General features: G+C 69.9%; 24 protein-coding genes and 2 riboswitches. Of the genes, 10 read left to right on the forward strand and 14 right to left on the reverse strand.

Annotated elements, in window-relative coordinates; translation table 11 throughout:
• Positions 1 to 3: 3 nt before the first annotated feature.
• From IM787_RS19945 to imuA, 5 genes are read right to left on the reverse strand one after another with little or no spacing between them, the layout of a single operon-like run.
• The gene (locus IM787_RS19945; protein WP_193678477.1) at positions 4 to 417 is read right to left on the reverse strand and encodes a DUF3037 domain-containing protein; all 414 of its coding nucleotides are present in this window, start codon (positions 415 to 417) and stop codon (positions 4 to 6) included.
• Positions 404 to 1,162, reverse strand: a complete 759-nt coding sequence (locus IM787_RS19950; RefSeq protein WP_193678478.1) for a HipA family kinase — start codon at positions 1,160 to 1,162, stop codon at positions 404 to 406. Before IM787_RS19950 ends, IM787_RS19945 begins: the two co-directional genes overlap by 14 nt.
• Positions 1,163 to 1,185: 23 nt before the next feature.
• On the reverse strand, positions 1,186 to 4,320 hold the full coding sequence (locus IM787_RS19955) for an error-prone DNA polymerase (RefSeq protein WP_193678479.1): 3,135 nt from the start codon (positions 4,318 to 4,320) through the stop codon (positions 1,186 to 1,188).
• A gap of 8 nt (positions 4,321 to 4,328) precedes the next feature.
• Positions 4,329 to 5,546, reverse strand: coding sequence for a DNA polymerase Y subunit UmuC family protein (locus IM787_RS19960; RefSeq protein ID WP_227494532.1), 1,218 nt, complete (start codon positions 5,544 to 5,546; stop codon positions 4,329 to 4,331).
• 28 nt (positions 5,547 to 5,574) lie between these two features.
• Positions 5,575 to 6,309 (reverse strand): translesion DNA synthesis-associated protein ImuA, encoded by a 735-nt coding sequence (imuA, locus tag IM787_RS19965; protein ID WP_193678481.1) that lies wholly within the window; start codon positions 6,307 to 6,309, stop codon positions 5,575 to 5,577.
• A gap of 138 nt (positions 6,310 to 6,447) precedes the next feature.
• Between imuA and IM787_RS19970 the strand changes: the two genes are divergently transcribed.
• The 3 genes from IM787_RS19970 (at position 6,448) to IM787_RS19980 (ending at position 9,890) form a co-directional block, all read left to right on the forward strand.
• Complete coding sequence (locus IM787_RS19970; protein ID WP_193678482.1) at positions 6,448 to 8,298, forward strand: ABC transporter ATP-binding protein; 1,851 nt, start codon at positions 6,448 to 6,450, stop codon at positions 8,296 to 8,298.
• Complete coding sequence (locus tag IM787_RS19975; RefSeq protein ID WP_193678483.1) at positions 8,291 to 8,881, forward strand: DNA-3-methyladenine glycosylase; 591 nt, start codon at positions 8,291 to 8,293, stop codon at positions 8,879 to 8,881. The genes IM787_RS19970 and IM787_RS19975 overlap by 8 nt, the downstream gene beginning before the upstream one ends.
• Positions 8,882 to 9,029: 148 nt before the next feature.
• Complete coding sequence (locus tag IM787_RS19980; RefSeq protein WP_193678484.1) at positions 9,030 to 9,890, forward strand: DMT family transporter; 861 nt, start codon at positions 9,030 to 9,032, stop codon at positions 9,888 to 9,890.
• Positions 9,891 to 9,897: 7 nt separating this feature from the next.
• On the opposite strand, the gene IM787_RS19985 is transcribed toward IM787_RS19980, so the two are convergent.
• From IM787_RS19985 to IM787_RS20000, 4 genes are all read right to left on the reverse strand, one after another.
• Positions 9,898 to 10,506: a hypothetical protein gene (locus IM787_RS19985; protein ID WP_193678485.1), complete on the reverse strand. Its 609-nt coding sequence runs from the start codon at positions 10,504 to 10,506 to the stop codon at positions 9,898 to 9,900.
• 127 nt (positions 10,507 to 10,633) lie between these two features.
• Positions 10,634 to 12,013 (reverse strand): CoA transferase, encoded by a 1,380-nt coding sequence (locus tag IM787_RS19990; protein WP_193678486.1) that lies wholly within the window; start codon positions 12,011 to 12,013, stop codon positions 10,634 to 10,636.
• A gap of 4 nt (positions 12,014 to 12,017) precedes the next feature.
• Positions 12,018 to 12,656 carry a 3-oxoacid CoA-transferase subunit B gene (locus tag IM787_RS19995; protein WP_193678487.1) on the reverse strand — a complete coding sequence of 213 codons (639 nt, stop codon included), beginning with the start codon at positions 12,654 to 12,656 and terminating at the stop codon, positions 12,018 to 12,020.
• Positions 12,657 to 12,666: 10 nt separating this feature from the next.
• The gene (locus IM787_RS20000; RefSeq protein ID WP_193678488.1) at positions 12,667 to 13,362 is read right to left on the reverse strand and encodes a CoA transferase subunit A; all 696 of its coding nucleotides are present in this window, start codon (positions 13,360 to 13,362) and stop codon (positions 12,667 to 12,669) included.
• A 101-nt stretch (positions 13,363 to 13,463) separates the two neighbouring features.
• Between IM787_RS20000 and IM787_RS20005 the strand changes: the two genes are divergently transcribed.
• Positions 13,464 to 14,012, forward strand: coding sequence for a LuxR C-terminal-related transcriptional regulator (locus tag IM787_RS20005; protein WP_193678489.1), 549 nt, complete (start codon positions 13,464 to 13,466; stop codon positions 14,010 to 14,012).
• A 6-nt stretch (positions 14,013 to 14,018) separates the two neighbouring features.
• Here the strand turns inward: IM787_RS20005 and IM787_RS20010 are convergent, their stop codons facing one another.
• Positions 14,019 to 14,963, reverse strand: coding sequence for a hypothetical protein (locus tag IM787_RS20010; RefSeq protein ID WP_193678490.1), 945 nt, complete (start codon positions 14,961 to 14,963; stop codon positions 14,019 to 14,021).
• A 91-nt stretch (positions 14,964 to 15,054) separates the two neighbouring features.
• Positions 15,055 to 15,441 (reverse strand): carboxymuconolactone decarboxylase family protein, encoded by a 387-nt coding sequence (locus tag IM787_RS20015; protein ID WP_193678491.1) that lies wholly within the window; start codon positions 15,439 to 15,441, stop codon positions 15,055 to 15,057.
• An 80-nt stretch (positions 15,442 to 15,521) separates the two neighbouring features.
• On the opposite strand from IM787_RS20015, the gene IM787_RS20020 reads away from it, so the two are divergent.
• Positions 15,522 to 16,097 (forward strand): peroxidase-related enzyme, encoded by a 576-nt coding sequence (locus IM787_RS20020; RefSeq protein WP_193678492.1) that lies wholly within the window; start codon positions 15,522 to 15,524, stop codon positions 16,095 to 16,097.
• Here the strand turns inward: IM787_RS20020 and IM787_RS20025 are convergent, their stop codons facing one another.
• Genes IM787_RS20025 through IM787_RS20035 form a run of 3 tightly spaced genes read right to left on the reverse strand, consistent with a single transcriptional unit; the run spans position 16,098 to position 18,188 of the window.
• Positions 16,098 to 16,517: an acyl-CoA thioesterase gene (locus IM787_RS20025; RefSeq protein ID WP_193678493.1), complete on the reverse strand. Its 420-nt coding sequence runs from the start codon at positions 16,515 to 16,517 to the stop codon at positions 16,098 to 16,100.
• Positions 16,514 to 17,398, reverse strand: a complete 885-nt coding sequence (locus IM787_RS20030; RefSeq protein WP_193678494.1) for a DMT family transporter — start codon at positions 17,396 to 17,398, stop codon at positions 16,514 to 16,516. The genes IM787_RS20025 and IM787_RS20030 overlap by 4 nt, the downstream gene beginning before the upstream one ends.
• A 7-nt stretch (positions 17,399 to 17,405) precedes the next feature.
• Positions 17,406 to 18,188, reverse strand: a complete 783-nt coding sequence (locus IM787_RS20035) for an SDR family oxidoreductase (RefSeq protein WP_193678495.1) — start codon at positions 18,186 to 18,188, stop codon at positions 17,406 to 17,408.
• 125 nt (positions 18,189 to 18,313) lie between these two features.
• On the opposite strand from IM787_RS20035, the gene IM787_RS20040 reads away from it, so the two are divergent.
• The 5 genes from IM787_RS20040 (at position 18,314) to gcvT (ending at position 24,297) form a co-directional block, all read left to right on the forward strand.
• A complete protein-coding gene (locus IM787_RS20040) occupies positions 18,314 to 19,990 on the forward strand; it encodes an electron transfer flavoprotein-ubiquinone oxidoreductase (protein WP_193678496.1) in 1,677 nt (558 codons plus the stop codon).
• An 81-nt stretch (positions 19,991 to 20,071) separates the two neighbouring features.
• On the forward strand, positions 20,072 to 21,043 hold the full coding sequence (locus IM787_RS20045) for a TRAP transporter substrate-binding protein (RefSeq protein ID WP_193678497.1): 972 nt from the start codon (positions 20,072 to 20,074) through the stop codon (positions 21,041 to 21,043).
• 103 nt (positions 21,044 to 21,146) lie between these two features.
• Positions 21,147 to 21,641, forward strand: a complete 495-nt coding sequence (locus tag IM787_RS20050; protein ID WP_193678498.1) for a TRAP transporter small permease — start codon at positions 21,147 to 21,149, stop codon at positions 21,639 to 21,641.
• Positions 21,638 to 22,915: a TRAP transporter large permease gene (locus IM787_RS20055; protein WP_193678499.1), complete on the forward strand. Its 1,278-nt coding sequence runs from the start codon at positions 21,638 to 21,640 to the stop codon at positions 22,913 to 22,915. Before IM787_RS20050 ends, IM787_RS20055 begins: the two co-directional genes overlap by 4 nt.
• A gap of 8 nt (positions 22,916 to 22,923) precedes the next feature.
• Positions 22,924 to 23,002: riboswitch (glycine riboswitch) on the forward strand.
• Positions 23,003 to 23,013: 11 nt separating this feature from the next.
• Positions 23,014 to 23,116: riboswitch (glycine riboswitch) on the forward strand.
• A 41-nt stretch (positions 23,117 to 23,157) separates the two neighbouring features.
• On the forward strand, positions 23,158 to 24,297 hold the full coding sequence (gene gcvT, locus IM787_RS20060; protein ID WP_193678500.1) for a glycine cleavage system aminomethyltransferase GcvT: 1,140 nt from the start codon (positions 23,158 to 23,160) through the stop codon (positions 24,295 to 24,297).
• The last annotated feature ends 5 nt before the right edge of the window (positions 24,298 to 24,302 follow it).

A 24,302-nucleotide genomic window follows, 5' to 3' on the forward strand; every position in this document is an offset into this window, starting at 1 on the left:
GCGCTAGCCGTCGCGCCGCGGGGTGCGCTCGCGCGGGGTGCTGACCAGTCGCTCGAACAGGTGCGCGAGCGTCTGCTCGAGGTCGTTCGACAGCCCGCAGTGCACCGGCGACATCTGGATGATCGTGCTGCGCTGCGCGGTCAGCCAGTGGAAGCGCGGCCGCGCGGGCTGCAGGGCGATCGGGTGCGTCGCGGTGCCCGCGCAGATGGCGGTGATCGCATCGAGGTGTCGCCGCGCCATCGCGACGTCGGCGGTGGGGTCCATGCAGCGCAGCTTGCCTTCGTCCAGTTCCATGCGCGCGGCGATCCAGTTGGAAGTGGCGGCGCACAGCAGGATGCCGGCGTTGACGAACTCGCCCCGGTCGACGCGGGGGACGACGCGCACGACGGCGTAGTCGTAGCGTTCAGCGGCGCGCATCGAGCGCCTCCTCGAGGAAGCCGCGTTCGCGCAGCCGCTGCTCGAAATAGCCGCGGTAGGCGGAACGCACGGCGTCGGGGGGTCCCAGCTCCGACGGGGCCAGCCATGCGTCCGGGAGCAGGCCCACCGCGTCACCGATCGCGGCGGCGATGCGTTCGCGCGAGGAAGCGTCGACCTCCTGCAGCAGGGAAGCGCGCGGCAGCAGCACGTGGTCGCGCACCATCGGGAAGCGCGAGGCCGCCGCGGCGGTGCTTCCGTCCCAGTTGTGGTGGAAGTAGAGGGCCGCGCCGTGGTCGATCAGCCAGAGCGCGTCGTGCCACATCAGCATGTTGCTGTTGCGCGCCGTGCGGTCCACGTTGCTGATGAAGGCGTCGAACCAGACGATGCGCGATGCGAGTTCCGGCTCTACGGGGTCGGCGGCGGGGTCGAAGGTCGCCGAGCCGGGCAGGTAGTCGATGCCGAAGTTCAGGCCGGCGCTGGCGCGGATCAGGTCCTGGATCTCCGGGTCGGGTTCGGTCATCGCCAGGCTCGCATCCAGCGTGGCGAACACGCGGTCCGGCACGCGCAGGCCGAGCGCCGCGGCGAAGTGCCCGGCCAGGACTTCGGCGATGAGGGCCCGCGGCCCCTGCCCCGCCCCCCGGAACTTCAGCACGTACTGCCCCAGGTCGTCCGCCTCGACGATGGCCGGCAGCGAGCCGCCTTCGCGAAGCGGCGTCACGTAGCGGACGACATGGACATGGCGCATGCCGGCGAGTGTAGGGGATGCCTTCAGTGGAAGTCGCGCGAGCTGCCGACCCGGCCCAGGCGGCCGAGCAGCGGCGTGAGGTCCTCCAGCTGCTCCGCGATCAGGTGGCGCACCTCGCCGCCGCTGTCCACGTCGCGCTGCCACACGCCGCGCACCGCCATCAGCCGGGCGTGCAGCAGGGCGTCGCGCTGCCGTTCGCGCACGTGCTTCCACACGATGACGTTGATCGGGCCGGTCTCGTCCTCGATCGTGACGAAGATCGTGCCGTTGGCGGTCTGCGGCTGCTGCCGCACGGTGACGATGCCGCAGGCGCCGACCTTGCGGTTGTGCGGCAGGTCGTGCAGCTGCGCGGCGCTCAGCAGCTTCATGCGCGCGAGCCTGGCGCGCAGCAGGGCCACCGGGTGGCGCCGCAGCGTGAGCCCCATCGCGGCATAGTCGAAGAAGATCTCCTCGCCCTCGTGCGCCGCCGGCAACTCCAGCGGCAGTTCGTCGACCGGCGCCTGCCGCAGCATGCCGGGCGCCTTCTGCTGCGCCGACGCTTCCCACACCTGCTGCCGTCGGTGCCCCGCGAGAGAGCGCAGCGCGTCGGCCGACGCCAGCGCGTTGAGGTCCTTCAGGTCGAGCTGCGCGCGCAGCGCGAGGTCCTCGACGCTGGCGAAGGCACGTTCGGCGCGCGCCGCGACAATGCGCTGCGCACCGGCCTCGGCGAGGCTGCCCACGAGGCGCAGCCCGAGCCGCACGGAGGGATCGCCCGGCGGCGATTCCGTTTCGAGCGTGCAGTCCCAGTCCGAGCAGCAGACGTCCGGCGGCCGCACCACCACCCCGTGCCGCTGCGCGTCCTGGATCAGCTGCGAAGGGCCATAGAACCCCATCGGCTGCGAGTTGAGCATCGCGGCGAGGAAGCAGGCCGGTTCGTGGCGCTTGAGCCAGCAGCTGTCGTACGCCAGCAGCGCGAAGCTGTAGGCATGGCTTTCGGGAAAGCCGTATTCGCCGAAGCCGAGGATCTGCTGGAAGATGCTTTCGGCGAACTCGGGCCGGTAGCCGTTGGCGACCATCCCGCCGATCAGGCGGTCCTGGAACTTGTGGACGCCGCCGCTGCGCTTCCACGCCGCCATCGAGCGCCGCAGCTGGTCGGCTTCGTCGGCGGAGAAGCCGGCGGCAATCATCGAGATCTGCATCACCTGCTCCTGGAAGATCGGGATGCCGAGCGTGCGCTCCAGCGCCGGGCGCAGCGCGTCGCTCTCGTACAGCACCGGCTCGCCGCGCCGCACGCGCTCGCGCGCCTTCAGGTAGGGATGGATCATCCCGCCCTGGATCGGGCCCGGCCGCACGATCGCCACCTCGATCACCAGGTCGTAGAACTCGCGCGGCCGCAGGCGCGGCAGCATCGACATCTGGGCCCGGCTCTCGATCTGGAAGGTGCCCACCGTGTCGGCCTTGCAGATCATGTCGAAGGTGGCTTCGTCCTTGTCCGGGATGTCGGTGAGCGTGAACGGCCGGCCGCGCCGGAGCGCCACGAAGTCCAGGCAGCGGCGGATCGCGGTGAGCATGCCCAGCGCCAGCACGTCGACCTTCAGCAGGCCCATCTCGTCGAGGTCGTCCTTGTCCCACTGGATCACCGAGCGGTCCTTCATCGCGGCGTTCTCCACCGGCACCAGCCGCGTCAGCTTGCCCTGCGTCAGCACGAATCCGCCCACGTGCTGGCTCAGGTGCCGCGGGAATCCCATCAGCTCCTCGGCCAGTTCCATCCACAGCGCGATGTTGCGCGGATGCGCCTCGACGCCGAGGGACGCGGCCAGCTCCCCGAGCTTTTCCACCCGCAGCACGCGCTCGTCGAACCAGAAGTGGTCCTTGGCGAAGGCATCGACCAGCTTCTCCGGCAGTCCGAGCGCCTTTCCGACGTCGCGGATGGCGCTGCGGGCCCGATAGGTCGCCACCACCGCCGCGATCGCCGAACGCTCGCGGCCGTACTTGCGGTAGATGTACTGGATCACCTCCTCGCGCCGCTCGTGCTCGAAGTCGACGTCGATGTCCGGCGGTTCCTTGCGCTCGCGGCTGATGAAGCGTTCGAACAGCAGGTTGGAGCGCGCCGGGTCGACCGCTGTGATGCCCAGGCAGTAGCACACCGCCGAATTGGCGGCCGAGCCCCGGCCCTGGCAGAGGATGCCCTGCTCCCGCGCGAAGCGCACGATGTCGTGCACCGTCAGGAAGTACATCTCGTAGGCGCAATCCGAGATCAGGTCCAGCTCGCGCACCAGCTGGCGTCGCACCGGCACGGGCACGCCTTGCGGATAGCGTTGCCGTGCTCCTTCCAGGGTGAAGCGGCGCAGGGCCTGCCGCGCGGTGAGCCCCGCAGGGACGGTCTCCAGCGGGTACTGGTACTTGATCTCCTCCAGGCTGAAGCTGCAGCGGTCGGCCACTTCCAGCGTGCGCTCCAGCAACTCGGGCGGATAGAGCGCAGCCAGCCGCATGCGGTGGCGCAGGTGGCGTTCCGCATTGCTCTCCAGCGCGAAACCGCAGTCCGACACCGGCTGGCCCAGGCGCACCGCCGTCATCACGTCCTGCAGCGGCTTGCGGGAGCGGGCATGCATGTGCACGTCGCCCGCGGCCACCAGCGGCAGGCCGATCGCCTCCGATGCGCCTTGCAGCGTGTGCAGCCAGAGTTCGTCCTCGCCTTCCAGCAGCAGTTCCGCCGCCAGCCAGGCCGCGCCGCCGAACTGCCGCAGCGCCCATTCCGCGCGTTCGCACAGGTCGGCCAGGGATTGGCCCTGCTCCGGCACCAGCAGGACCTCGCACTGGTCCAGCAGGCGGAAATCGCTGCGCTCGCGGCTGCAGGCGTACTCCCCCTTCGGCGCTTCGCGCCGCGCGAGCGTGATGAACTCGCACAGGTTGCCCCAGCCCTGCACGTTGCGCGCGATCGCCACCAAGCGGAAGCCATCGAGCGCGAACTCGGCGCCCAGCAGCAGCTTCAGCCCCAGCTTCTTCGCCTCGCCATGCGCGCGCACCACGCCGGCCACCGAGCATTCGTCGGTGATCGCCAGGGCGGTGTAGCCCAGGGCGTGCGCGCGCTGCACCAGCTCCTGCGGGTGCGAAGCCCCACGCTGGAAGCTGAAGTTGGAGAGGCAGTGCAGCTCCGCGTAATCCGGCAACCAGGACATGGCGCCCCTCAGGCGTAGAGGCCGTGCAGGAACCACTGGGCGCGGTCCTGGTCGGCGGCCAGCCGCTCGCGGTACACCCACAGCAGGCCGGCGGACGCGCTGCGGGCGATGAAGTAGTCGCGCAGCACCGGCTCTTCGACCTGCGTGTCCCACCAGGCGGCTTCCAGCCGGCGGGCGCGCGTCAGCAGTTGCAGCGGTCCCTGGTAGCTGGGCTTGTCGCCCTTCACCTGCAGCTTGAGCGGCTCGCGCAGCAGCCAGGGCGGGTAGAGCGCGTCGGTCGCCTGGCGCAAGGCGGCGATCGCGCCGCGGGTGCGCGCCGGGATCCAGCGCTGCATGCATTCGGGGCGGTGGTCCGCGCAGGGTTGCGGAAAGGTCACGTTCGCTTCGCCGAGCCGCACGCTCAGGCGCTCCACCAGCTGGTGCAGCTTCTCGCCGGGCTTGTTGTCCTCCGGCAGCAGGCTGGTGGTGCGGCCGCCCCAGGGCACCGTCTCCAGCGTGCGCAGCCGCAGGTGGTTGGCCGGTGCGGAGATCAGCGTGCGCGCCAGCTGTTCCGACGCGAGCCGGCGCAGGTGGTGCGTGTCCTGCGTCGGCTGCGCGGTGCGCAGCTGCAGGCTTTCGTGCGGCGGCAGCGGCTTGCCGTCGAGCCGGCGCAGGTCGAGCGTCCATTCGAGCTCCAGCGCCAGCACGCCCAGGTTGCGCGCCTGCAGCCACAGCTGCAGCAGCGTCAGCAGGTGCTGCACCGCCGTCATCAGGTCGGGCGCGGAAGTGGCCAGCGACACCAGTTCCACGCGCTGGTCGAAGGTGGCCGGCAGCTCGATCCACGCATAGCGCTCGGCGCGCTCGCCCCAGGCGCCATCCAGCGCCTGCAGCAGCGCGGCACCGAAGCGGCGGCTCACCCCCGCGCGCGGCAGGCTGCGCAAGCCGCCGAAGGTGGTGCAGCCGATGCGGTCCAGCGTGTGCAGGTGCCCGCGCGCCGCGCTCAGGGTGGACAGGGGCAGGTCCTCGGGCACCTGCGCGGGCGCGGGCATCCCGGCCAGCTTCATCCGCAGCAGCGACAAGGCGACGAGCGCGGTGGGACCGGCGGCCCAGGCCTGGGCCTGCAGGCCGGGCGTTTCCTTCAGCAGCGCGCGCAGCAGCCGCTGCCGGCCCCCGAACAGCCGCTCCGAGGCGCCGGCCTCCAGCAGGATGGCTTCATCGACGCGGGCGACACGGGGGGTGAACTGCAAGGCGCGCCATCCCCATGCCGTCGCCTCCTCATCCCGTGACGGTTTCAGGGCGATCCAGTACATGCGATCCGGGGATGGGGACAGGGGCCGGGAGGCCGCGGCGCGCCTTGCGGGCGGCCAGCAGGGCGGAGAGCTTGCGCGGCTGCGCCTGCAGCACCAGCGGCTGCAGCAGCGGCGGGCCACGCCGCTTGAGGACCAGGACTTCCAGGCGCTCGCCGCCCTGCACCAACAGGCGCACGCGCGCCGGCGACGACAGCTCGCGCGCCGACAGGCCGCGGAAGGCGACCAGCAGCTTGCTGGACGACTGCGCGATGAGGTGCAGCCGCCGCAGGTCTTCCTGGCGGGCCTGCGGCAGCCAGGCGAACACGGCGCAGACGTCGGCGCAGCGCAGCGCCTGTTCGGCCGCCCACAGGCGCGCCGACGGTTTCTGCGCCTGCACGCACAGCAGCTGCTCGGAGGGGATGCCCTGGGCGCGCAAGGCCGGCCCGAAAGGCTGGTAAGGTGGATCCACCAGCACCGCCGGCTCGCCCTGCGCCTGCATCGCGGACGCCAGGGCCGGGCCCAGCAACTGCCAGACATGCTGCTGTGCCTCTTGCTGCAGGATCTCGACCAGCTGCCCCAACGGCCAGCCCCTTCCGGGCAGCTGTGCATCGAGCGCGGCATGGCCCGTGGAGAGCGTCTGTTCCTGCGCCTGCGCGAGCTCCCGCCCACGCCAGACCTGGGGCGGGAAGGTGGGTTCGGCAGGGGTGGCAAGGGCGGTCATGGCGGCGAAAAGACTGTTTCTTTATACAGTATTTTCCGGGCCCGCCAAGGCCGTCCGGCCCGCCTCCCCCAAGGTTGCCGCTTTCCGTTCAAACTGCCCGCTCCCCGTGACGGGGAAACGCATCACTGGAGTCTTTCGTTGTATCGGCTGTTCGAAAAACTGCTGCACCCCTACCCGGAATCCGAACCCCCGGAACTCCCGAAGAGCTTCTTCCGCTTCGTCTGGGCCTGCACCGCCGGCCTGCGCGGGTACCTCGTCGCGCTGGGCATCCTGAGCGCCGTCATTTCCGCCTGGGAAGCCTGGCTGTTCGCCATCCTGGGCCAGGTCGTGGACTGGCTCACGAAGGCGCAACCCGCCACCCTGTTCCAGGACCAGCGGGGGACCCTGATCGCCTTCACGGCCCTGCTGGCCGGCAGCATCGCGATGGTCGGCCTGCACACCTTCGTGAAGCACCAGACGCTGGCCATCAACTTCCCGCTGCGCCTGCGCTGGAACTTCCACCGCATGATGCTGGGCCAGAGCCTGTCGTTCTACTCGGACGAGTTCGCCGGCCGCATCACCACCAAGGTGATGCAGACCGCGCTGGCGGTGCGCGAGATGCTGTTCACGACCACCGAGGTGATCATCGGCATCGGCGTCTACTTCATCACCATCGTGGTGCTGGCGGCCAGTTTCGACGTGCGGCTGATGTATCCCTTCCTCGGCTGGCTGGTGCTCTACGCCCTGTCCTGCAGCTGGTTCGTGCCGCGGCTGGGCAAGGTCGGCAAGGCGCAGGCCGACGCCCGCGCGATGATGACCGGCCGCATCACCGACGCGTACACCAACATCTCCACGGTCAAGCTGTTCTCGCACACCCAGCGCGAAGCCGGCTTCGCGCGGCAGGCGATGACGGAGTTCATGTCCACCGGCTACCGCCAGATGCGGCTGGTGAGCGCCTTCGAGATCGTCAACCACACGCTGGTCGTCGGGCTGATCATCACCACCGCCGGCTACGGCATGTGGCTGTGGAGCCAGGGCCAGGTGGGCGCCGGCGTGGTCGCCGCCCTGGCCGCGATGACGCTGCGCATCAGCGGCATGTCGCACTGGATCATGTGGGAGATGGCTTCGCTGTTCGAGAACATCGGCACCATCCAGGACGGCATCGCCACCCTGACGCGGCCGCGGCAGGTGCTCGACGCGCCGGACGCGAAGCCGCTGCAGGTCACCCGCGGCGAGGTGCGGTTCGAAGCCATGCGCTTCGGGTACGGCAAGCCGCAGCCCGTCATCTCGGACTTCACCCTCGCCGTGCGGGCCGGCGAGAAGGTGGGCCTGATCGGCCGCTCGGGCGCCGGCAAGTCGACGCTGGTCAACCTGCTGCTGCGCTTCTACGACCTCGAAGGCGGCCGCATCCTGATCGACGGCCAGGACATCGCGCACGTCACGCAGGACAGCCTGCGCGCCAACATCGGCATGGTCACGCAGGACACTTCCCTGCTGCACCGCTCGGTGCGCGACAACATCCTGTACGGCCGGCCGACCGCGACCGAGGAAGAGATGGTCCGGGCGGCGAAGCGCGCGCAGGCGCACGACTTCATCCAGCAGCTGTCCGACCCGCAGGGCCGCACCGGCTACGACGCGCACGTCGGCGAACGCGGCGTCAAGCTCTCGGGCGGCCAGCGCCAGCGCATCGCCATCGCCCGCGTGATGCTCAAGGACGCGCCCATCCTGCTGCTCGACGAAGCGACCAGCGCGCTGGACTCCGAGGTCGAGGTCGCGATCCAGGCCAGCCTGACCGAGCTGATGCAGGGCAAGACGGTGATCGCGATCGCGCACCGGCTCTCCACCATCGCGGCGCTGGACCGGCTGGTCGTGATGGACCAGGGCCGCATCGTCGAGGAAGGCAGCCACCGCGCCCTGCTGGCGCAGGACGGCCTCTACGCCCGGCTCTGGTCGCACCAGAGCGGCGGCTTCCTGGCCGAGAACGTGGAGGAGGAGCTGGAGGATGCCTAGGCGGCTGCGGCCGGCCGACTTCGAGGGCGACGCCGAAGACGTCGCGAAGGCGCTGATCGGCGCGGTGCTGCTGGTCGACGGCGTCGGCGGCCGCATCGTGGAGACCGAAGCCTACGACCGGGAGGACCCGGCGTCGCACAGCCACTCCGGCCCGACCGCGCGCAACCAGGCGATGTTCGGGCCGCCGGGCCGCGCCTACGTCTACCGCTCCTATGGCATCCACTGGTGCCTGAACTTCGTCTGCCGCGAGGAAGGCCACGGCGCCGGCGTGCTGATCCGCGCGATCGAGCCGCTGCAGGGCCTGGACACGATGTGCGAGCGCCGCGGCCTGCACGAGCCACGGCTGCTCTGCTCCGGACCCGGGCGGGTCGGGCAGGCGCTGGCGATCCAGCACGCGTACAACGGGCATCGGCTGGACCGCGCGCCGTTCGAGGTGCTGGCCGCCGCGGAGCGCCACGACATCGTCGTCGGCCCGCGCATCGGCATCAGCAAGGCGGCCGAGGTGCCGTGGCGCTTCGGCCTGGCCGGTTCGCGCCACGTGAGCCGCCCCTTCCCGCGCGGCGCCGCTATCATCCGCGCATGAACACCCACCGGGTTGCCTGCAACCCGCCTCCCTTCGCACCCCCGCCTCCGCCCCTGGGCTGAGGCTTCCACGCTCCCGCCTGCGCGGCGGGCCTTCGTGTGTGCAGGCGGCGCGCGCCACGCGTGCCGCCGGAACGGGTGTGATCATCATGAAACTTCGAGACGGCGTGGCCGCCGCGTGCGGGCCCACGTCCCTGTTCGTGCTGCTCTGGAGCAGCGGTGCCTTGTTCGCCAAGTGGGGGCTGGCGCATGCCAGTGCCCTCGCCTTCCTGTCCCTGCGCTTCGCGCTCGCGCTGGCGGTGCTGTCGCTGGTGGCCGCGTTCCGGCGGCGCTGGCTGCCGCGGCCGGGCACCTTCGCCCCGGTGGCGCTGACCGGCGTCCTGCTGGTCGGCGGCTACTCGGTCTTCTACCTGCTCGCGCTGGACTTCGGCGTCACGCCCGGGTTGCTCGCCACCCTGCTCGGCGTGCAGCCCGTGCTCACGCTGGTGGCGACGGAACGTCCGCTGGCGCGCGGCCGCATCGCCGGCCTGCTGGTGGCGCTGACGGGCCTGTGCGTGCTGGTGGCGGAAAGCCTGTGGGCGGCACGGGTGACGGGAGCGGGCCTGGCGTGCGCGTTCGCGGCGCTCGGCTGCGTCACGGCTGGCACGCTGCTGCAGAAACGCCTGCAGCAATCGCCGCTGGACGTGCTGCCGCTGCAGTACGCGGTGGCGCTGGCGCTGTGCGTGCTGTTGCTGCCGCTGGCACCGCAGCGCATCGAATGGTCGGTGGGGCTGGCGGTCACCGTCGGCTGGCTGGCGCTGGTGATCTCGGTCGGCGCGACGCTGCTGCTGTACCGCCTGATCCAGGCCGGCAACCTGGTGAACGTCACCGCGCTCTTCTACCTGGTGCCCGCCGGCACCGCCTTGCTCGACTGGCTGGTGCTGGGGAACAGGATGGCGCCGGCCGCGTTGGCCGGCGCGGGGGCGATCCTCGCCGGCGTGGTGCTGGTGCACCGCACGCCGGCACGCTAGCGCAGGTTCAACGCTGCACGGAGATGTTGTTGCCCCGCTGGATGATGGTCATCGGCGGGTCGCGCATCTCGGTGATCACGGTCTGCTGGCGGGCGGGGGCCGGGCCGGCGCCCATCGCCGTCGTGTTGGGGGCGGCGGGCACGTTCGCGCGCGCCAAGGCCGTGTCCGCCGGGATGACCGTGTAGGTCGGCAGGTCCAGGCGCGCGGCCGCCTGCGCCGGCACCATCACGATGTTGCTGGCGCCCACGACGGTGTGCGGCAGGCCGTTGCGCTGCGCCGTTTCGCGATCGGTCAGCAAGGGCGAGGCGTCGCTCGAGGGCGAGAGCGTGCGGCCGGTGCGTTCCATGCGGATCGTGTTGGGCGGGATCATGCCGCTGGTGGGACGCGCCACCTGGGCGAGGCTCACCGGCGTGCAGTTGGCCCCCTGGTCGAACACCAGGCTGGAGCCGGCCGGGAAGCGCTGGCTGACCGCCTGGTGCAGCGGCAGGCTCATGTCGACCGGCGCATCGGTGCCGCGATAGACGACGCGGTTGTTGCCGTCGTAGACCGTGTAGCAGGCCATGGCGTTGGCGCCCGAGAACAGCAGGCCGCAGAGCAGTGCGAGTTTGAGTTTCATGTCTTGCCCTTCGTGCCGCCCAGGCGGCCGGAATTGGATGATGCGATCTTGGGCACTCTTCCGTGCAAGGTTCGCAGGCCAAGCGAGCCATCCGCTGTCAGCTTCCTTCCCGCGCGTGCCGAGGAAGTTACCAGCGGGCGGCCGAACTGCCAGGGGGCGCCGACGGACGGACCCAGGCTGCTGGTGTACGGCCGAGCTGAGCGCTGTGGCGCACGGCGGTGAGGCGGCCGAATCCGGAATCGGTGGTTTCGAGGAAGGGCTCCAGCGGCGGCGGCACGGCATCGAAGCCGTCGGGGATGCGGCCCAGCCCGCGCAGCCAGTGCCCGGTCTGCGCCAGCGACACCTGCACGTGCCAGCTGCCGCCTTCGCGCTGCTGGCGCCACAGCGCCGCCGAGGCGCCGAAGGCGATCAGGTAGCCGGTGGCCTGGTCGAGGATCTGCATGGGCAGCGGCCGCGGCTTGGCCGGGTCGCCGGCGGCCTCGGCTTCCGCGAAGTTGAAGCCGGTGGCGGCCTGCACCAGGGAGTCGAAGCCCCGCCGGTCCTGCCAGGGGCCTTGCGGGCCATAGGCGGACAGCGACACGTACACCAGGCCCGGCCGGCGCCGCGCCAGTTCGGCGGGACCGTGGCCGAGCGCCTGCAAGGCTCCCGGCCGGTAGCCCTGCAGGAAGACGTGCGCCTCCTGCAGCAGGCCGTCCATCGTGCCGCGGCCTGCCGGCGTCCGCAGGTCGGCCAGCGCCGACCGCTTGCCGCGGCTGGTCTCCGCGATCGCCTCGATGTTCGGCAGGTGCGGCGCGTTGACCAGCATGACGTCGGCCCCGTACGCCGCGAGCGCGCGGCCGCCGACGGGACCGGCCAGGATGCGGGTGAGGTCGAGCACGCGCACGCCTTCCAGGGGGCGCTGCGACGCTGCGAGGGGCGGCAGCGCGCGCGGCGGGGCGTCGCCGATGCGGGTGATCGTCATCAGGGGCTGCGCGGCGATCGCACGGCCGGCCTCGGTGGCGTCCCATTGCGCGAAGGTGCGCAGCGCCGAGGCGACGAGGCCCGCATGCGCCGCGGCGGTTTCGAACTCCCGCGCGTCCCAGGCGAGCATGGCGCGTTCGGCTGCCGCGCGGTCCGCGGTCGCCGGGTCCAGTCCGAGCAGGCGCAGCGCGCCGTCGCGGTGATGCGCGAAGTTGGCGTGCAGGCGCACCCAGCCGTCGCGGGCGCGATAGAGGCCGGAGAACTTGTCCCAGAGCTCCGGCACGCGGCCATCGAGGCGGAACCACGCCAGGCATTCCGCCGACGCGTGCGCCGCGTCGACCGACACGGTCTGGCGCGGCACGCCGCGCGCGTGTCCCAGCTCGCAGGCGGCGAGCGCCGCGGCGCCGATGGTGGCCTGTGCCGCCGTCGCGACGGCGAAGGATGAGGGATGGACCGGGTCGCTGCCGGTGAAGGTGCAGGAGTCCAGCGCCTCGCCGGGCAGCCCTGCGAGCTGCCACAGTCCGGCGAGGGCGGCCTGCGCGTTCACTGCATCAGTCGATCAGCTTTGCGCCGGTCTTGGCCTGCACGGACTCGCGCGTGACGCCGGGCGCCAGTTCCACGAGCTTCAGGCCTTGCGGGGTCACGTCCATGACGGCCAGGTCGGTGATGATCCGGTCGACCACGCCGACGCCGGTCAACGGCAGCGTGCACTGCGGCAGGATCTTGAGGTCCTCGCCGCCGTCCTTCTTCTTCGCCACGTGCTCCATCAGCACGATGACGCGCGGCACGCCGGCCACGAGGTCCATCGCGCCGCCCATGCCCTTGACCATCTTGCCCGGGATCATCCAGTTGGCCAGGTCGCCCTTCTCGCTGACCTGCATGGCGCCCAGGATGGAGAGGTTGATCTTGCCGCCGCGGATCATGGCGAAGCTGTCGTGGCTGCCGAAGATCGACGAGCCCTTGATGGTGGTCACGGTCTGCTTGCCGGCGTTGATCAGGTCGGCGTCGACCTCCTGCTCGGTCGGGAACGGGCCGATGCCCAGCATGCCGTTCTCCGACTGCAGCCAGACTTCCTTGTCGCCGGTGAAGTTGGCCACCAGCGTCGGGATGCCGATGCCGAGGTTCACGTAGAAGCCGTCCTGCAGTTCCTGCGCCGCGCGCGCGGCCATCTGGTCTTGGGTCCAGGGCATGTCTTGCTCCTTACGTGCGGACGGTGCGCTTCTCGATGCGCTTTTCCGGGGTGGGGTTGTGCACGATGCGGTGCACGTAGATGCCCGGCAGGTGGATGTCGTCGGGCTCCAGTTCGCCGATCTCGACCACCTTCTCCACTTCGACGATGCAGATCTTGCCGGCCATCGCCGCGGCGGGATTGAAGTTGCGGGCGGTCAGGCGGAAACGCAGGTTGCCGCTCTTGTCGGCCACGTCGGCCTTGACCAGCGCGACGTCGGGCACCAGCGAACGCTCCATGACGTAGGTCTCGCCGTCGAACTCGCGCAACTCCTTGCCCTCGGCGACGATGGTGCCCACGCCGGTCTTGGTGAAGAAGGCCGGGATGCCGGCGCCGCCGGCGCGCAGCTTCTCGGCCAGCGTGCCCTGCGGCGTGAACTCCAGCTCCAGCTCGCCCGCCAGGTACTGGCGCTCGAACTCCTTGTTCTCGCCGACGTACGAGGAGATCATCCGCTTGATCTGCCGCGTCTGCAGCAGCTTGCCGAGGCCGAAGTCGTCGACGCCGGCGTTGTTGGAGATGACGGTGAGGTCCTTGGCGCCGCTGTCGCGCACCGCGTCGATCAGGGCCTCCGGGATGCCGCACAGGCCGAAGCCGCCGACGGCCAGCAGCTGGCCGCTGCGCACGACGCCGTCGATGGCCGCCGCCGCGCTGGGATAGATCTTGTTCACACCACGCTCCTGAAAATGACGCGCGCGCCCGCGGTGCGGGCCGGATGAGGCGCTACGATACTACCTAGCATGTTACGTAGTAATTCGTAGAGGATAGCCCGATGGACGTCGATTACCGGCTGGCCTTCGAGCATGCCCCGGTGGGGCTGTGCCTCTCCCGCAACCGCGTCATCGTCGACTGCAACACGCAGTTGTGCGAGATGTTCGGCTGGTCGCGCGAGCTGCTGACCGGCCAGTCCTTCATGGTGCTCTACCCGAGCGCCGAGGAATACGAGCGGCTCGGCGCGCGCATGGTCCCCATCCTCAACGCCAAGGGACACTACGCCGACGACCGGATCATGAAGCGCGCCAGCGGCGAGGTGTTCTGGTGCCACGTGACCGGCCGCGCGCTGAACCGCGAGGCGCCGCACGAGTCCGGCATCTGGGCCTTCGAGGACCTGAGTTCGCAGCGGCCCGTGAAGGCCGAGCTCACGGCGCGCGAACGCGAAGTCGCCGCCCGCCTGCTCGACGGGCTGACCTCCAAGGAGATCGGCAAGACGCTCGACATCAGCCATCGCACGGTGGAGATCTACCGCGCCCGGCTGATGCGCAAGTACCGGGCCAACACCACGGCGGACCTGGTGCACAAGCTGATGGCCGGCGGGTCGTAGCGCCGGCTAGAACTCGGCGAACAGCTGCCGCTTGCGCTGCGCCGCCCACTGGCGCAGGCATTCGCCGTCGCCGTGGCAGGCCGAGCGTTGCGCCAGCGCCTGCTGGTGGCGGCGCTGCAGGCCCGCGGGGTCGCGCGACACGGACCGCGCCTGCGCGTAGAGGCGCTCGAGGTCGTCATCGACCTTGCCGAGGTCTTCGGTGCGCGCCGGCGGCGCATCGGCCAGCGACATGCGCGCCGACCCGAGGCGGGTCGTGTCGGGCGCCGCCGGCTCCGACGACACCGCGACGGCCCCGGCATCGGGCAGGCGCAGCGAAGGATCCCGCAGGGCCGGGTCGCTCAGGGAAGCGAGGCGCTGCTCCGCCAGGCGCGTCTTCGATGCGTTGCGGCCGAGCGCGGTCGCATAGGCGCTCGCGCCCTCGCTGAACAGCGTGGAGGCACGCTGCAACAGCTGGTCGCGCGCCGCGTCCTCCTGCGACTGGCGGGCCAGGCCGGCGTAGTGCTGGCCGAGCTGCGACTTGACGTCCGCCACCGGCGTCGATTGCGCACCGGCGGTCCGCTCCGCCGTGTGGCAGGCCGCGATGAAGGCGACTTCGGCGTCGCGGGACCGCCCCTGCTGCGCGGCTTCGCGCGCCACGGAGAGGAAGGCGGAAGCGTCCGGCAGCGGCTGCATCGCCAGGGCGCGCGCCAGCTGGAACTGGCCGTCGCCCTCGCCTGCCGGTGCCGCCGCGGCATCCGCGGGACAACTGCCGGCCGGCGAAGCCTCAGCGGCAGCCGGCGGCGCGGCGGCGACGTGGGTCGCCGCGAAGGGCTGCTCCGTCGGGGAAGCGACCGGGGACGGTGCGTCCGCCGCCTTCGGGTGGATGAATCCGAGGTACGCGGCAAGGACCACCACCGCGCCGGCGATGGAGCCCGCGGCGAACGTCCAGGTGCTGCGCGAGGGATGGGCCATGGCCCACCATAGTCCGGCTGCAGCGCTGGCGGGGCGGTTGGTCACACCTTGGTGAACGGCTCACATCCGGCAACGCCAGTGCTGAGCCACGTCAGACGTCCTTCGCGTCGATCACTTCGGAGCCCACGCGGAAGGCATCCAGGGCCGCGGGGAAGCCGCAGTACACGCTGGCATGCAGGAAGATCTCCTGCAGTTCCTCCGGCGTGACGCCGTTGTTCAGCGCGCCCCGCACGTGGATCTTGAGTTCGTGCGTCTTGCCGGCCGCGACCAGCATGGACACGGTGACGATGCTGCGCGTCTTCAGGTCCAGGCCCGGCCGCTGCCAGGTGTTGCCCCATGCGTGCTTGGTGACCAGCTCCTGCAGCGGCGCGGTGAAGGGCGTCGAGCGGCCGATCGCCGCATCGACGTAGGCGTCGCCGAGCACGCGGCGGCGCGTCACCAGCCCGCGCTGGGTTTCGGGATCGTTCGAGAGTTCCATGGCCATCTCCGTTGTGGGGCGCCCATCGTAGCGAGGCCGGGCCGGCGCGCCGCTATGCTTGCGGCAGACCAGGAGACACCATGAACCGCTACCCGATGCCCGAACTGAAGGACCTGCCCGAAGACATGCGCCAGCGCATCCTGGAGGTGCAGGAAAAAAGCGGCTTCGTGCCCAACGTGTTCCTCGCGCTGGCGCGGCGGCCGGCCGAGTGGCGCGCCTTCTTCGCGTACCACGACGCGCTGATGCTCAAGGAGACCGGCTCGCTGACCAAGGGCGAGCGCGAGATGATCGTCACCACCACCAGCGCGGCGAACCACTGCCTGTACTGCGTGGTGGCGCACGGCGCCATCCTGCGCATCTACGAGAAGAAGCCGCTGGTGGCCGACCAGGTGGCCGTGAACCACCGCAAGGCCGACATCACGCCGCGCCAGCGCGCGATGCTCGACTTCGCGATGAAGGTCTGCCTGCGTTCGCACGAGATCGAGGAATCCGACTTCGAGGCGCTGCACCCGCACGGCTTCGACGACGAGGACATCTGGGACATCGCGGCGATCACGGCGTTCTTCGGGCTGTCGAACCGCATGGCGAGCTTCTCGAACATGCTGCCGAACCCCGAGTTCTACCTGATGGGGCGGGTGCCGCGGGAGAAGAAGTGATCAGGCCACCAGCGTCCTGATCCAATCGGGCAGCGGCACCGACTTCTGCTTCGGGAAATCGACCCACACCGTCGTCGCGCCGCCCGACGCATAGACCACCCCGGGATCGTCGACGCGCTCGATGGTCGCCCAGCTCTCGAAGCTGCTGCGCCCCGGCTCGCTGGTGTACATCTTCACGACGATGTCGCCGGGGTACTCCAGCTGCTTGTGGAAATTGCAGAACGCGTTGACGATCACCGCGCCTTCGCCCTGCGGGTTGATGGGGCAGCCGATGACGCGGAACCAGTCGATGCGCGCCGTCTCCAGGTAGCGGAAGTAGACGGTGTTGTTGACGTGGCCCATCGCGTCCATGTCGCCCCAGCGGATCGGCATCTGCAGCGTGTGGACCAGTTTCTTGTTCGGGGGAAGTTCGAGCTTCATCGGTGCGCCTTGATGGAGGCGAGGATACCCGCGGTGAAAAGGACGACGGCGCCGGCCTGCAGCTCCGTAGGCCACACGCCGTCCCAGGCGAACGAATAGGCCAGCGCGAACAGCGTTTCGCTGACGATCAGCTGCCCGCACAGGCTGGCGGAAAGGCGCTGGCTCGCGACGTTCCAGAGGATGGTGGCGAGCCACGCCGAGCCGAAGCCGGTGGCGACCACGAGCAGCGCGAACAGCGGCGCGCCAGGCTGCGCGCGCAGGGTGGCGAGGTCCGATCCGGCCACGGCCCACAGCACGATCGCGCCGGCCCCGGTGGCGAGGCCGAGCCAGTTGGCCCAGTCGGTGGCATTCACTTCGGGGTGCCGCTTCAGCCACGCGGAGTTCAACAGAGCGAAGGCCGTCCAGCACGCCAGCGAGGCGCACGCGAGCAGCACGCCGCGCCAGAAGTGCGGACCGGCCGGCGCCTCGCCTGCGTGCGGCGCCGCCATCATCAGCGCCAGGCCGGCGGCGGTGAACGCGATCCCGGGCAGCAGCGCACCCCAGCGCAGGTGGCCCGGCTTGCCGAGCAGCATCACCCAGAGCGGGATGGTCCCGATGACGAGGCTGGGCACCTCGGTGCCGGCATCCCGGATCGCCAGCACCAGCAGCAGGTAGTAGCCGGTGAAGCCGAGCAGGCTCATGCCGATGGCGGCGAGCGCCTGCCGGCCATCGGGCCAGGGCCGCCGCGTCACCACGCAGACCGCCACGGCGACGATGCCGTAGACGAGGAAGCGGCCTGCCGTCAGGTCGACGGAACCGAAGCCGTCCACCATCCGCGGCGCCACGAAGACAAGGCCCCAGAGAGCGCCGGCCAGCAGGCCGGCGACGATGCCGGTGAGCAAGCGCCGGCTAGAGGTGGAAGCCCTCGTCGGCCGCGATGATCGCGCCGTTGACGAAGTGGCTCTGGTCGGAGGCGAGCATGACCAGCAGCGCGTCCAGGTCCTCGGGCTTGCCCACGCGCTTGCGCGGCAGCATCTGCACCAGCTTCTGGCCCTGCTCGGTCTGCCAGTGGTGGTGGTTGATCTCGGTGTCGATGTAGCCGGGGCACAGCGCGTTGACGTTGATGCCGAAGCGGCCCCACTCCAGCGCGAAGGCCTTCGTCATCTGGATCACCGCGGCCTTGCTGATGGCGTAGGCGCCGATCTGCGGCAGCACGCGCAGCCCCGCGGCCGAAGCGATGTTGATGATGCGGCCGCCGGTGAAGCTGCCGGGCGCCGCGCCGCGCGAGCGCGCCAGCATGCGCTTGCCGACCTCCTGCGCGACGAAGAAGGCGCCGCGCAGGTTGGTGTCCATCACGTAGTCGAAGTCCTCTTCCGTCACGTCCTGGATGCGCTGCGTGGTGCTGACGCCGGAGTTGTTGACGAGGATGTCGATCGAGCCCATCTCGGTCTCGGCGTGCGCGACCGCCGCCTTGATGCTGTCAACGCTCGTCACGTCCAGGCCCACCACGTGGGCGTCGCCGCCCTCGCCCTCGATCTGCGCGCGCAGGTCCTTCAGCTTCTCGATGCGCCGCGAGGCCAGCACGACCGCGGCGCCGGAACGCGCCAGCACCTTGGCGAACTGCGCGCCCAGGCCGCTGGAGGCGCCGGTAACGAATGCGACACGGCCGGACAGGTCGATGCTGTAAGCCACTGGGAGTCCTCTCTAGAATTCGGTTGGAACGTTCGTTCGCGCCAGGGACCGGCGCATAGAATGCGGCAGCCTCTGCCACGGGCGAGCGCAAGGCGCGCCGTGCGAACCATTATCGACGACACCCCATGACGCAAGAAGACATCCTGGCCCAGTACGGACCGCGCGAAGCGATGGAATACGACGTGGTCGTGGTCGGCGGCGGCCCGGCCGGCCTCGCCACCGCGATCCACCTGAAGCAACTCGCCGAACGCGAAGGCAAGGAGCTCTCGGTCGTCGTGCTCGAGAAGGGCTCCGAACCCGGCGCGCACATCCTGTCGGGCGCCATCATGGACCCGAAGGCGCTGACGGAACTCATCCCCGACTGGAAGGACAAGGGCGCGCCGCTGAACGTGCCGGTCACCGAGGACATCTTCCTGTTCCTCGGCGAGCACGGCGGCAGCCGCGTGCCCAACCTGCTGTTGCCGCCCAACTTCGGCAACCACGGCAACTACATCGTGAGCCTGGCCAACGTCACGCGCTGGCTTGCGCAGCAGGCCGAAGGGCTGGGCGTGGAGATCTTCCCCGGCTTCCCCGCGGCCGAAGTCCTCTACAACGAGAACGGCTCGGTCAAGGGTGTCGCCACCGGCAACATGGGCGTGGGCAAGGACGGCGCGCCGACCGAAAGCTTCCAGCTCGGCATGGAGCTGCACGCCAAGTACACGATCTTCGCCGAAGGCTCGCGCGGCCACCTGGGACGCCACCTGATCTCGCGCTTCAAGCTCGACGAGGGGCGCGACCCCCAGAGCTACAGCATCGGCATCAAGGAAGTGTGGGAGATCGATCCCTCGCGCCACCAGCCGGGCCTGGCGCTGCACAGCGCGGGCTGGCCCCTGGACGAGATGACCTACGGCGGCTCCTTCCTGTACCACATGGAAGGCAACCAGGTCGCCATCGGCTTCGTCGTCGGCCTCGACTACACCAACCCCTACCTGTCGCCGTTCGAGGAGTTCCAGCGCTTCAAGACGCACCCGAACATCCGCTGGTACTTCGAAGGCGGCACGGCCAAGCGCCTCGCCTACGGCGCGCGGGCCCTCACGGTCGGCGGCTTGCTGTCGCTGCCCAAGACGGTGTTCCCGGGCGGCGCGCTGGTGGGCTGCGATGCGGGCTACCTGAACTCGTCGCGCATCAAGGGCAGCCATGCCGCCATCAAGACCGGCATGCTCGCCGCCCGCGCGGCCTTCGACGCCGTGGTGGCCGGCCGCCAGCACGACGAACTGACCGCGTATCCGGAGGCTTTCGAGAAGTCCTGGCTCTACACGGAGCTGAACAAGGCGCGCAACTTCAAGCAGTGGTTCAAGAAGGGCCGCTCGGTCGCCACGCTGATGACGGGCATCGAGCAGTTCGTGCTGCGCGGCAGCATCCCGTGGACGCTGCACCGCGAGCGGCCGGACCACACCTACCTGAAGCCGGCGGCCGAGTGCAAGCCCATCGTCTACCCGAAGCCGGACGGCAAGCTCACCTTCGACCGGCTGTCCTCGGTGTTCATCTCCAACACGAACCACAGCGAGGACCAGCCGGCGCACCTGACGCTGAAGGATCCCTCGGTCCCGGTGAACGTCAACCTCGCGAAGTTCGCAGGGCCGGAGGCACGCTATTGCCCGGCCGCGGTCTACGAATTCGTCGAGGAGAACGGGCAGCCGCGCCTGCAGATCAACGCGCAGAACTGCGTGCACTGCAAGACCTGCGACATCAAGGACCCGACGCAGAACATCGTCTGGGTCACCCCGGAGGGCGGCGGCGGGCCGAACTACACGAACATGTGATGATTGGTGAAACTCCCGTGGTGCACTGCAGCGGAAAGACCGCATAGTCGGGCAGTCCGACCCCACACCTCAGGAGACACCATGAAGTTCAGCATCCTCCACGCCCTGCTGGCCGCCGGCCTGCTGGCCAGCTCCGTCGCCTCCGCGCAGACGACGATGAAGATCAGCATCTCCACCGCGCAGAACTCGCACCAGGGCGTGGCGATCGACACTTTCGCCCGCGAGGTCGAGAAGCGCACCGGCGGCCGCTACAAGATCCAGACCTTCTACAACGGCTCCCTGGGCGGCGAGCGCGAGTCCATCGAGGCCGTGCAGCTGGGCACGCAGGAACTCGCCTTCTCCTCCACCGGCCCGGTGCCGAACTTCGTGCCGGAGACCAAGATCCTCGACGTGCCCTTCCTGTTCCGGGACAAGGCGCATGCCCGCGCGGTGCTGGACGGCCCGATCGGCCAGGACCTGCTCAAGCAGTTCGACGCCAAGGGCTTCAAGGCGCTGGGCTGGGCCGAGAACGGCTTCCGCCACATGACGAACAGCAAGCGCGCCGTGAACGCCCCCGAGGACCTGAAGGGCCTGAAGATGCGCACCATGGAGAATCCGGTGCACATCGCCGCCTACAAGGGCTTCGGCATCGTGACCACTCCCATGGCCTTCCCGGAGGTGTTCACCGCCCTGCAGCAGGGCACCGTCGACGGCCAGGAGAACCCGCTGTCGGTGATCATCGCCGCCAAGTTCGACCAGGTGCAGAAGCACCTGTCGCTGACCGGCCACGTGTACTCGCCGTGCATCTGGGTGATGAACAAGGCCGCCTTCGACAAGCTGTCGGCCGCCGACAAGCAGCATTTCCTGGACGCCGCGAAGGAAGCCACCAAGGCCAACCGCGCCCGCGTGGACGAGGACGACGCCAAGGGCGTGGCCGACCTGCGCGCCAAGGGCATGAACGTGGTGGAGAACGTCGACAAGGCGAAGTTCGTGCAGGCCCTGGCCCCCGTCAACGCCGACTTCGAGAAGCAGTTCGGCAAGGCCAACATCGACAAGATCCGCAACTTCAAGTGACCGGCGGCGCCGCGCCCGCCGCGGCATCGCAGGTCGTCCCCGCACCGGCGGGGATCCAGGAGGGCCCGCGACAGCGGGCCTTTCCACTCAGAACGAGGGGCCGATGAAAGAAACCTTCCTGCGCATCGAGCGCTTCACCAGCGGGCTGGCCATGGCCGGCGCCTGCGCCATGCTGGTCGTGGCCAGTGCGCTGGGCATGTTCCAGATCGTCACGCGGTTCGTGCTGGAGCAGCCCGCAGAGTGGAGCGAGATCCTGATCCGCCTGTCGCTGATCTGGATGGTGTTCCTCGGCATCCCGATGGCCTTCCGGCAGGGCGCGATGGTCAGCGTCGACGTCCTGTACCGCTGGAGCCCGCCGCGGCTGCGGCGGGGGCTCGACTGGATGGTGGCCATCGCCTCGCTGCTGCTGATCGCCGTCATCCTCTGGTGGGGCTGGGACTACGCCGTGCGCGGCAAGGTGCAATCGATGGCGGGCCTGGAATCGGTCTCGATGTTCTGGGGCTACCTGGCGCTGCCCGTGGGCGCCCTCTTCTGCATCCTCGGCATCATCGGCAACCTGCTGGACCCGCAGCGACACGAGCTGGAGACCGCGCAATGACCGGCGCCATGATCGGCACGATGGTGCTGTGCTTCGCCCTCAGCATCTCGGTCGCCGTCTCCATCGGACTCGCTTCCGTCGTCGGCATCCAGGCCAGCAACGCGCACATGCTCATCTCCGTCAAGGAGATGTTCAATGCCATCAACAAGTTTCCCCTCGCCGCGATCCCCTTCTTCATCTTCGCCGGCAACCTGATGGAGGCCGGCGGCATCTCGCGCCGGCTGGTGGAGTTCGCCAAGAGCATCGTCGGCGGCGTGCAGGGCGGCCTGCCGATGACCTGCGTGCTGACCTGCATGATCTTCGCCGCGGTCTCGGGTTCGTCGGTGGCGACGACCTTCGCCATCGGCGCGATCCTGATCCCGGCCTTGATCAAGCACGGCTACCCCACCAGCTACGCGGCGGCACTGCAGGCCACGAGCGCGGAGCTCGGCGTGATCATCCCGCCGTCCATCCCGATGATCCTGTACGGCGTGAGCGCCGAAGTGTCGATCGGCGAGCTGTTCATCGCCGGCGTCGGCCCCGGCCTGCTGATCGGCGGCGTGCTGATGGTCTTCGTCTGGCTCTGGTGCAAGTGGAAGGGCTGGGGCAAGAACGACGGCGACGGCCGGCTGGCGTTCGGCCCGGCGTTGCTGCAGGCGGGCTGGGCGCTGCTGATGCCCGTGATCATCCTGGGCGGCATCTACGGCGGCATCTTCACGCCGACCGAAGCGTCGGCCGTGGCGGTGTTCTACGCGCTGGTCGTCGGCATGCTGATCTACCGCGAGATCCGCCTCCCCGAGCTCTACGCCATCGTGCGCCGCTCGGTGATCTCGTCCGCCGTGATCATGTTCATCATCGCCAACGCGGGCCTGTTCGCCTTCCTGATCACGCGCGCCGGCGTGCCGGACGCCATCGGCCGCTGGCTCGAGGCCGTGCTGCAGAACCCTGCGATGTTCCTGCTCGGGGTGAACGTGGCGCTGTTCCTCATCGGCATGTTCATCGAGACCAGCGCGGCGATCATCGTGCTCGCGCCCATCCTCGCGCCGGTCGCCATGCACTTCGGCATCGACCCCGTCCACTTCGGGATGGTGATGGTGGTGAACCTCGCGCTGGGCATGATCACCCCGCCGTTCGGGGTGAACCTGTTCGCCGCCTGCACGGTGGCGCGCATCTCGCTGGACCGCATCATCGGGCAGCTGGTGCCCTTCGTGCTGGTGGTGCTGGCCTGCCTGATGGTGATCACGTACGTGCCGGCGATCTCGCTGACGCTGCGCGACCTGGTGTACGCGAAGTAGCGGCTACAATCCGCGCGCCAGGAGAGCGCTTCTCCGGGAAGCCGCCGAAGGCGAATAACGCTCAGGCAAAAGGACTGGCAAGCGCCCCGTTCGCGGGGCGCCTCCATGCTGGAGAGAGGCTGCACCGCCGAGGTGCAGCCCACCGAAGGAGCAAGCCCCACCGGGGTGAATCTCTCAGGTAAAGCGGACAGCACGGGCCCATCCATCGTGTGTACGATGGTTCTTCCCCCGTTGGAGCCCCCGTGTCCGCCGCACAAGAAGAGCTACAGAAGACGCCCCTGCACGCACTGCACCAGGAACTGGGGGCGCGCATGGTCCCCTTCGCCGGCTACAGCATGCCGGTGCAATACCCGGCCGGCCTCATGGCCGAGCACCACCACACCCGGGCCGCCGCCGGCCTGTTCGACGTCTCGCACATGGGCCAGCTGCGGCTGGTCGGCCCCGATGCCGCGGCGGCTTTCGAGACGCTGATGCCGGTGGACGTCATCGGCCTCGCGCCGGGCAAGCAGCGCTACGGCCTGCTGCTGACCGACGAAGGCACGATCATCGACGACCTGATGTTCGTCAACCGGGGCGACGACCTGTTCGTCATCGTCAATGGCGCCTGCAAGGCGGGCGACCTGCGGCACATCCAGGAGCGCATCGGCGGACGCTGCCAGGTCGTCCCCCTGCCGGACCGCGGCCTGCTGGCGCTGCAGGGTCCGCAGGCCGTGGATGCCCTGAAGCGCGTCGTGCCCGGCGTGGAGCAGCTCGTGTTCATGACCGGCGCGGCCTTCACCTGGCAGGGCAACGACCTGTTCATCACGCGCAGTGGCTACACCGGCGAGGACGGCTTCGAGATCTCGGTGCCGGGCGCGCAGGCCGAAGCCTTCGCGCGCGCGCTGCTCGCGCAGCCGGAGGTGAAGCCCATCGGCCTGGGCGCACGCAACTCGCTGCGGCTGGAAGCCGGCCTGTGCCTGTACGGCAACGACATCGACACGACGACGACGCCGGTCGAAGCGGGCCTGACGTGGGCGATCCAGAAGGTCCGCCGCACCGGTGGCGCCCGCGCCGGCGGCTTCCCCGGCGCGCAGCGCTTGCTGGCGCAGCTCGATGGCAGCGAACCGCTGGCGCGCAAGCGGGTCGGCCTCGTCGCCCTGGAGCGCGTGCCGGTGCGCGAGCACGCCGAGCTGCAGGACGTGGGCGGCGGCCGCGCCGGCGAAGTCACCAGCGGGCTGCTGGGGCCCACCATCGACAAGCCCGTCGCCATGGGCTACGTCCCGCCCTCGCTCGCCGTGCCCGGCACCCGGGTGCAGGCCGTCGTGCGCGGCAAGCCCGTGCCCATGGAAGTGAGCGCCATGCCCTTCGTTCCGAATCGTTATTTCCGCGGCCCGGCCGCCTGAGGACA

It is taken from the genome of Ramlibacter pallidus, assembly GCF_015070875.1.
Taxonomy (GTDB): Bacteria; Pseudomonadota; Gammaproteobacteria; order Burkholderiales; family Burkholderiaceae_C; genus Ramlibacter; species Ramlibacter pallidus.

Coding starts and splice junctions, on each gene's coding strand:
- IM787_RS20020 (WP_193678492.1), top strand. CDS start 15,522: ATGAACCGCTACCCGATGCCCGAACTGAAGGACCTGCCCGAAGACATG.
- IM787_RS19980 (WP_193678484.1), top strand. CDS start 9,030: ATGAAACTTCGAGACGGCGTGGCCGCCGCGTGCGGGCCCACGTCCCTG.
- IM787_RS19955 (WP_193678479.1), bottom strand. CDS start 4,320: ATGTCCTGGTTGCCGGATTACGCGGAGCTGCACTGCCTCTCCAACTTC.
- IM787_RS20045 (WP_193678497.1), top strand. CDS start 20,072: ATGAAGTTCAGCATCCTCCACGCCCTGCTGGCCGCCGGCCTGCTGGCC.
- IM787_RS20025 (WP_193678493.1), bottom strand. CDS start 16,517: ATGAAGCTCGAACTTCCCCCGAACAAGAAACTGGTCCACACGCTGCAG.
- IM787_RS20010 (WP_193678490.1), bottom strand. CDS start 14,963: ATGGCCCATCCCTCGCGCAGCACCTGGACGTTCGCCGCGGGCTCCATC.
- IM787_RS19975 (WP_193678483.1), top strand. CDS start 8,291: ATGCCTAGGCGGCTGCGGCCGGCCGACTTCGAGGGCGACGCCGAAGAC.
- IM787_RS20050 (WP_193678498.1), top strand. CDS start 21,147: ATGAAAGAAACCTTCCTGCGCATCGAGCGCTTCACCAGCGGGCTGGCC.
- IM787_RS20040 (WP_193678496.1), top strand. CDS start 18,314: ATGACGCAAGAAGACATCCTGGCCCAGTACGGACCGCGCGAAGCGATG.
- imuA (WP_193678481.1), bottom strand. CDS start 6,309: ATGACCGCCCTTGCCACCCCTGCCGAACCCACCTTCCCGCCCCAGGTC.
- IM787_RS19945 (WP_193678477.1), bottom strand. CDS start 417: ATGCGCGCCGCTGAACGCTACGACTACGCCGTCGTGCGCGTCGTCCCC.
- IM787_RS19995 (WP_193678487.1), bottom strand. CDS start 12,656: ATGCCCTGGACCCAAGACCAGATGGCCGCGCGCGCGGCGCAGGAACTG.
- IM787_RS20005 (WP_193678489.1), top strand. CDS start 13,464: ATGGACGTCGATTACCGGCTGGCCTTCGAGCATGCCCCGGTGGGGCTG.
- IM787_RS20055 (WP_193678499.1), top strand. CDS start 21,638: ATGACCGGCGCCATGATCGGCACGATGGTGCTGTGCTTCGCCCTCAGC.
- IM787_RS19950 (WP_193678478.1), bottom strand. CDS start 1,162: ATGCGCCATGTCCATGTCGTCCGCTACGTGACGCCGCTTCGCGAAGGC.
- IM787_RS19985 (WP_193678485.1), bottom strand. CDS start 10,506: ATGAAACTCAAACTCGCACTGCTCTGCGGCCTGCTGTTCTCGGGCGCC.
- IM787_RS20015 (WP_193678491.1), bottom strand. CDS start 15,441: ATGGAACTCTCGAACGATCCCGAAACCCAGCGCGGGCTGGTGACGCGC.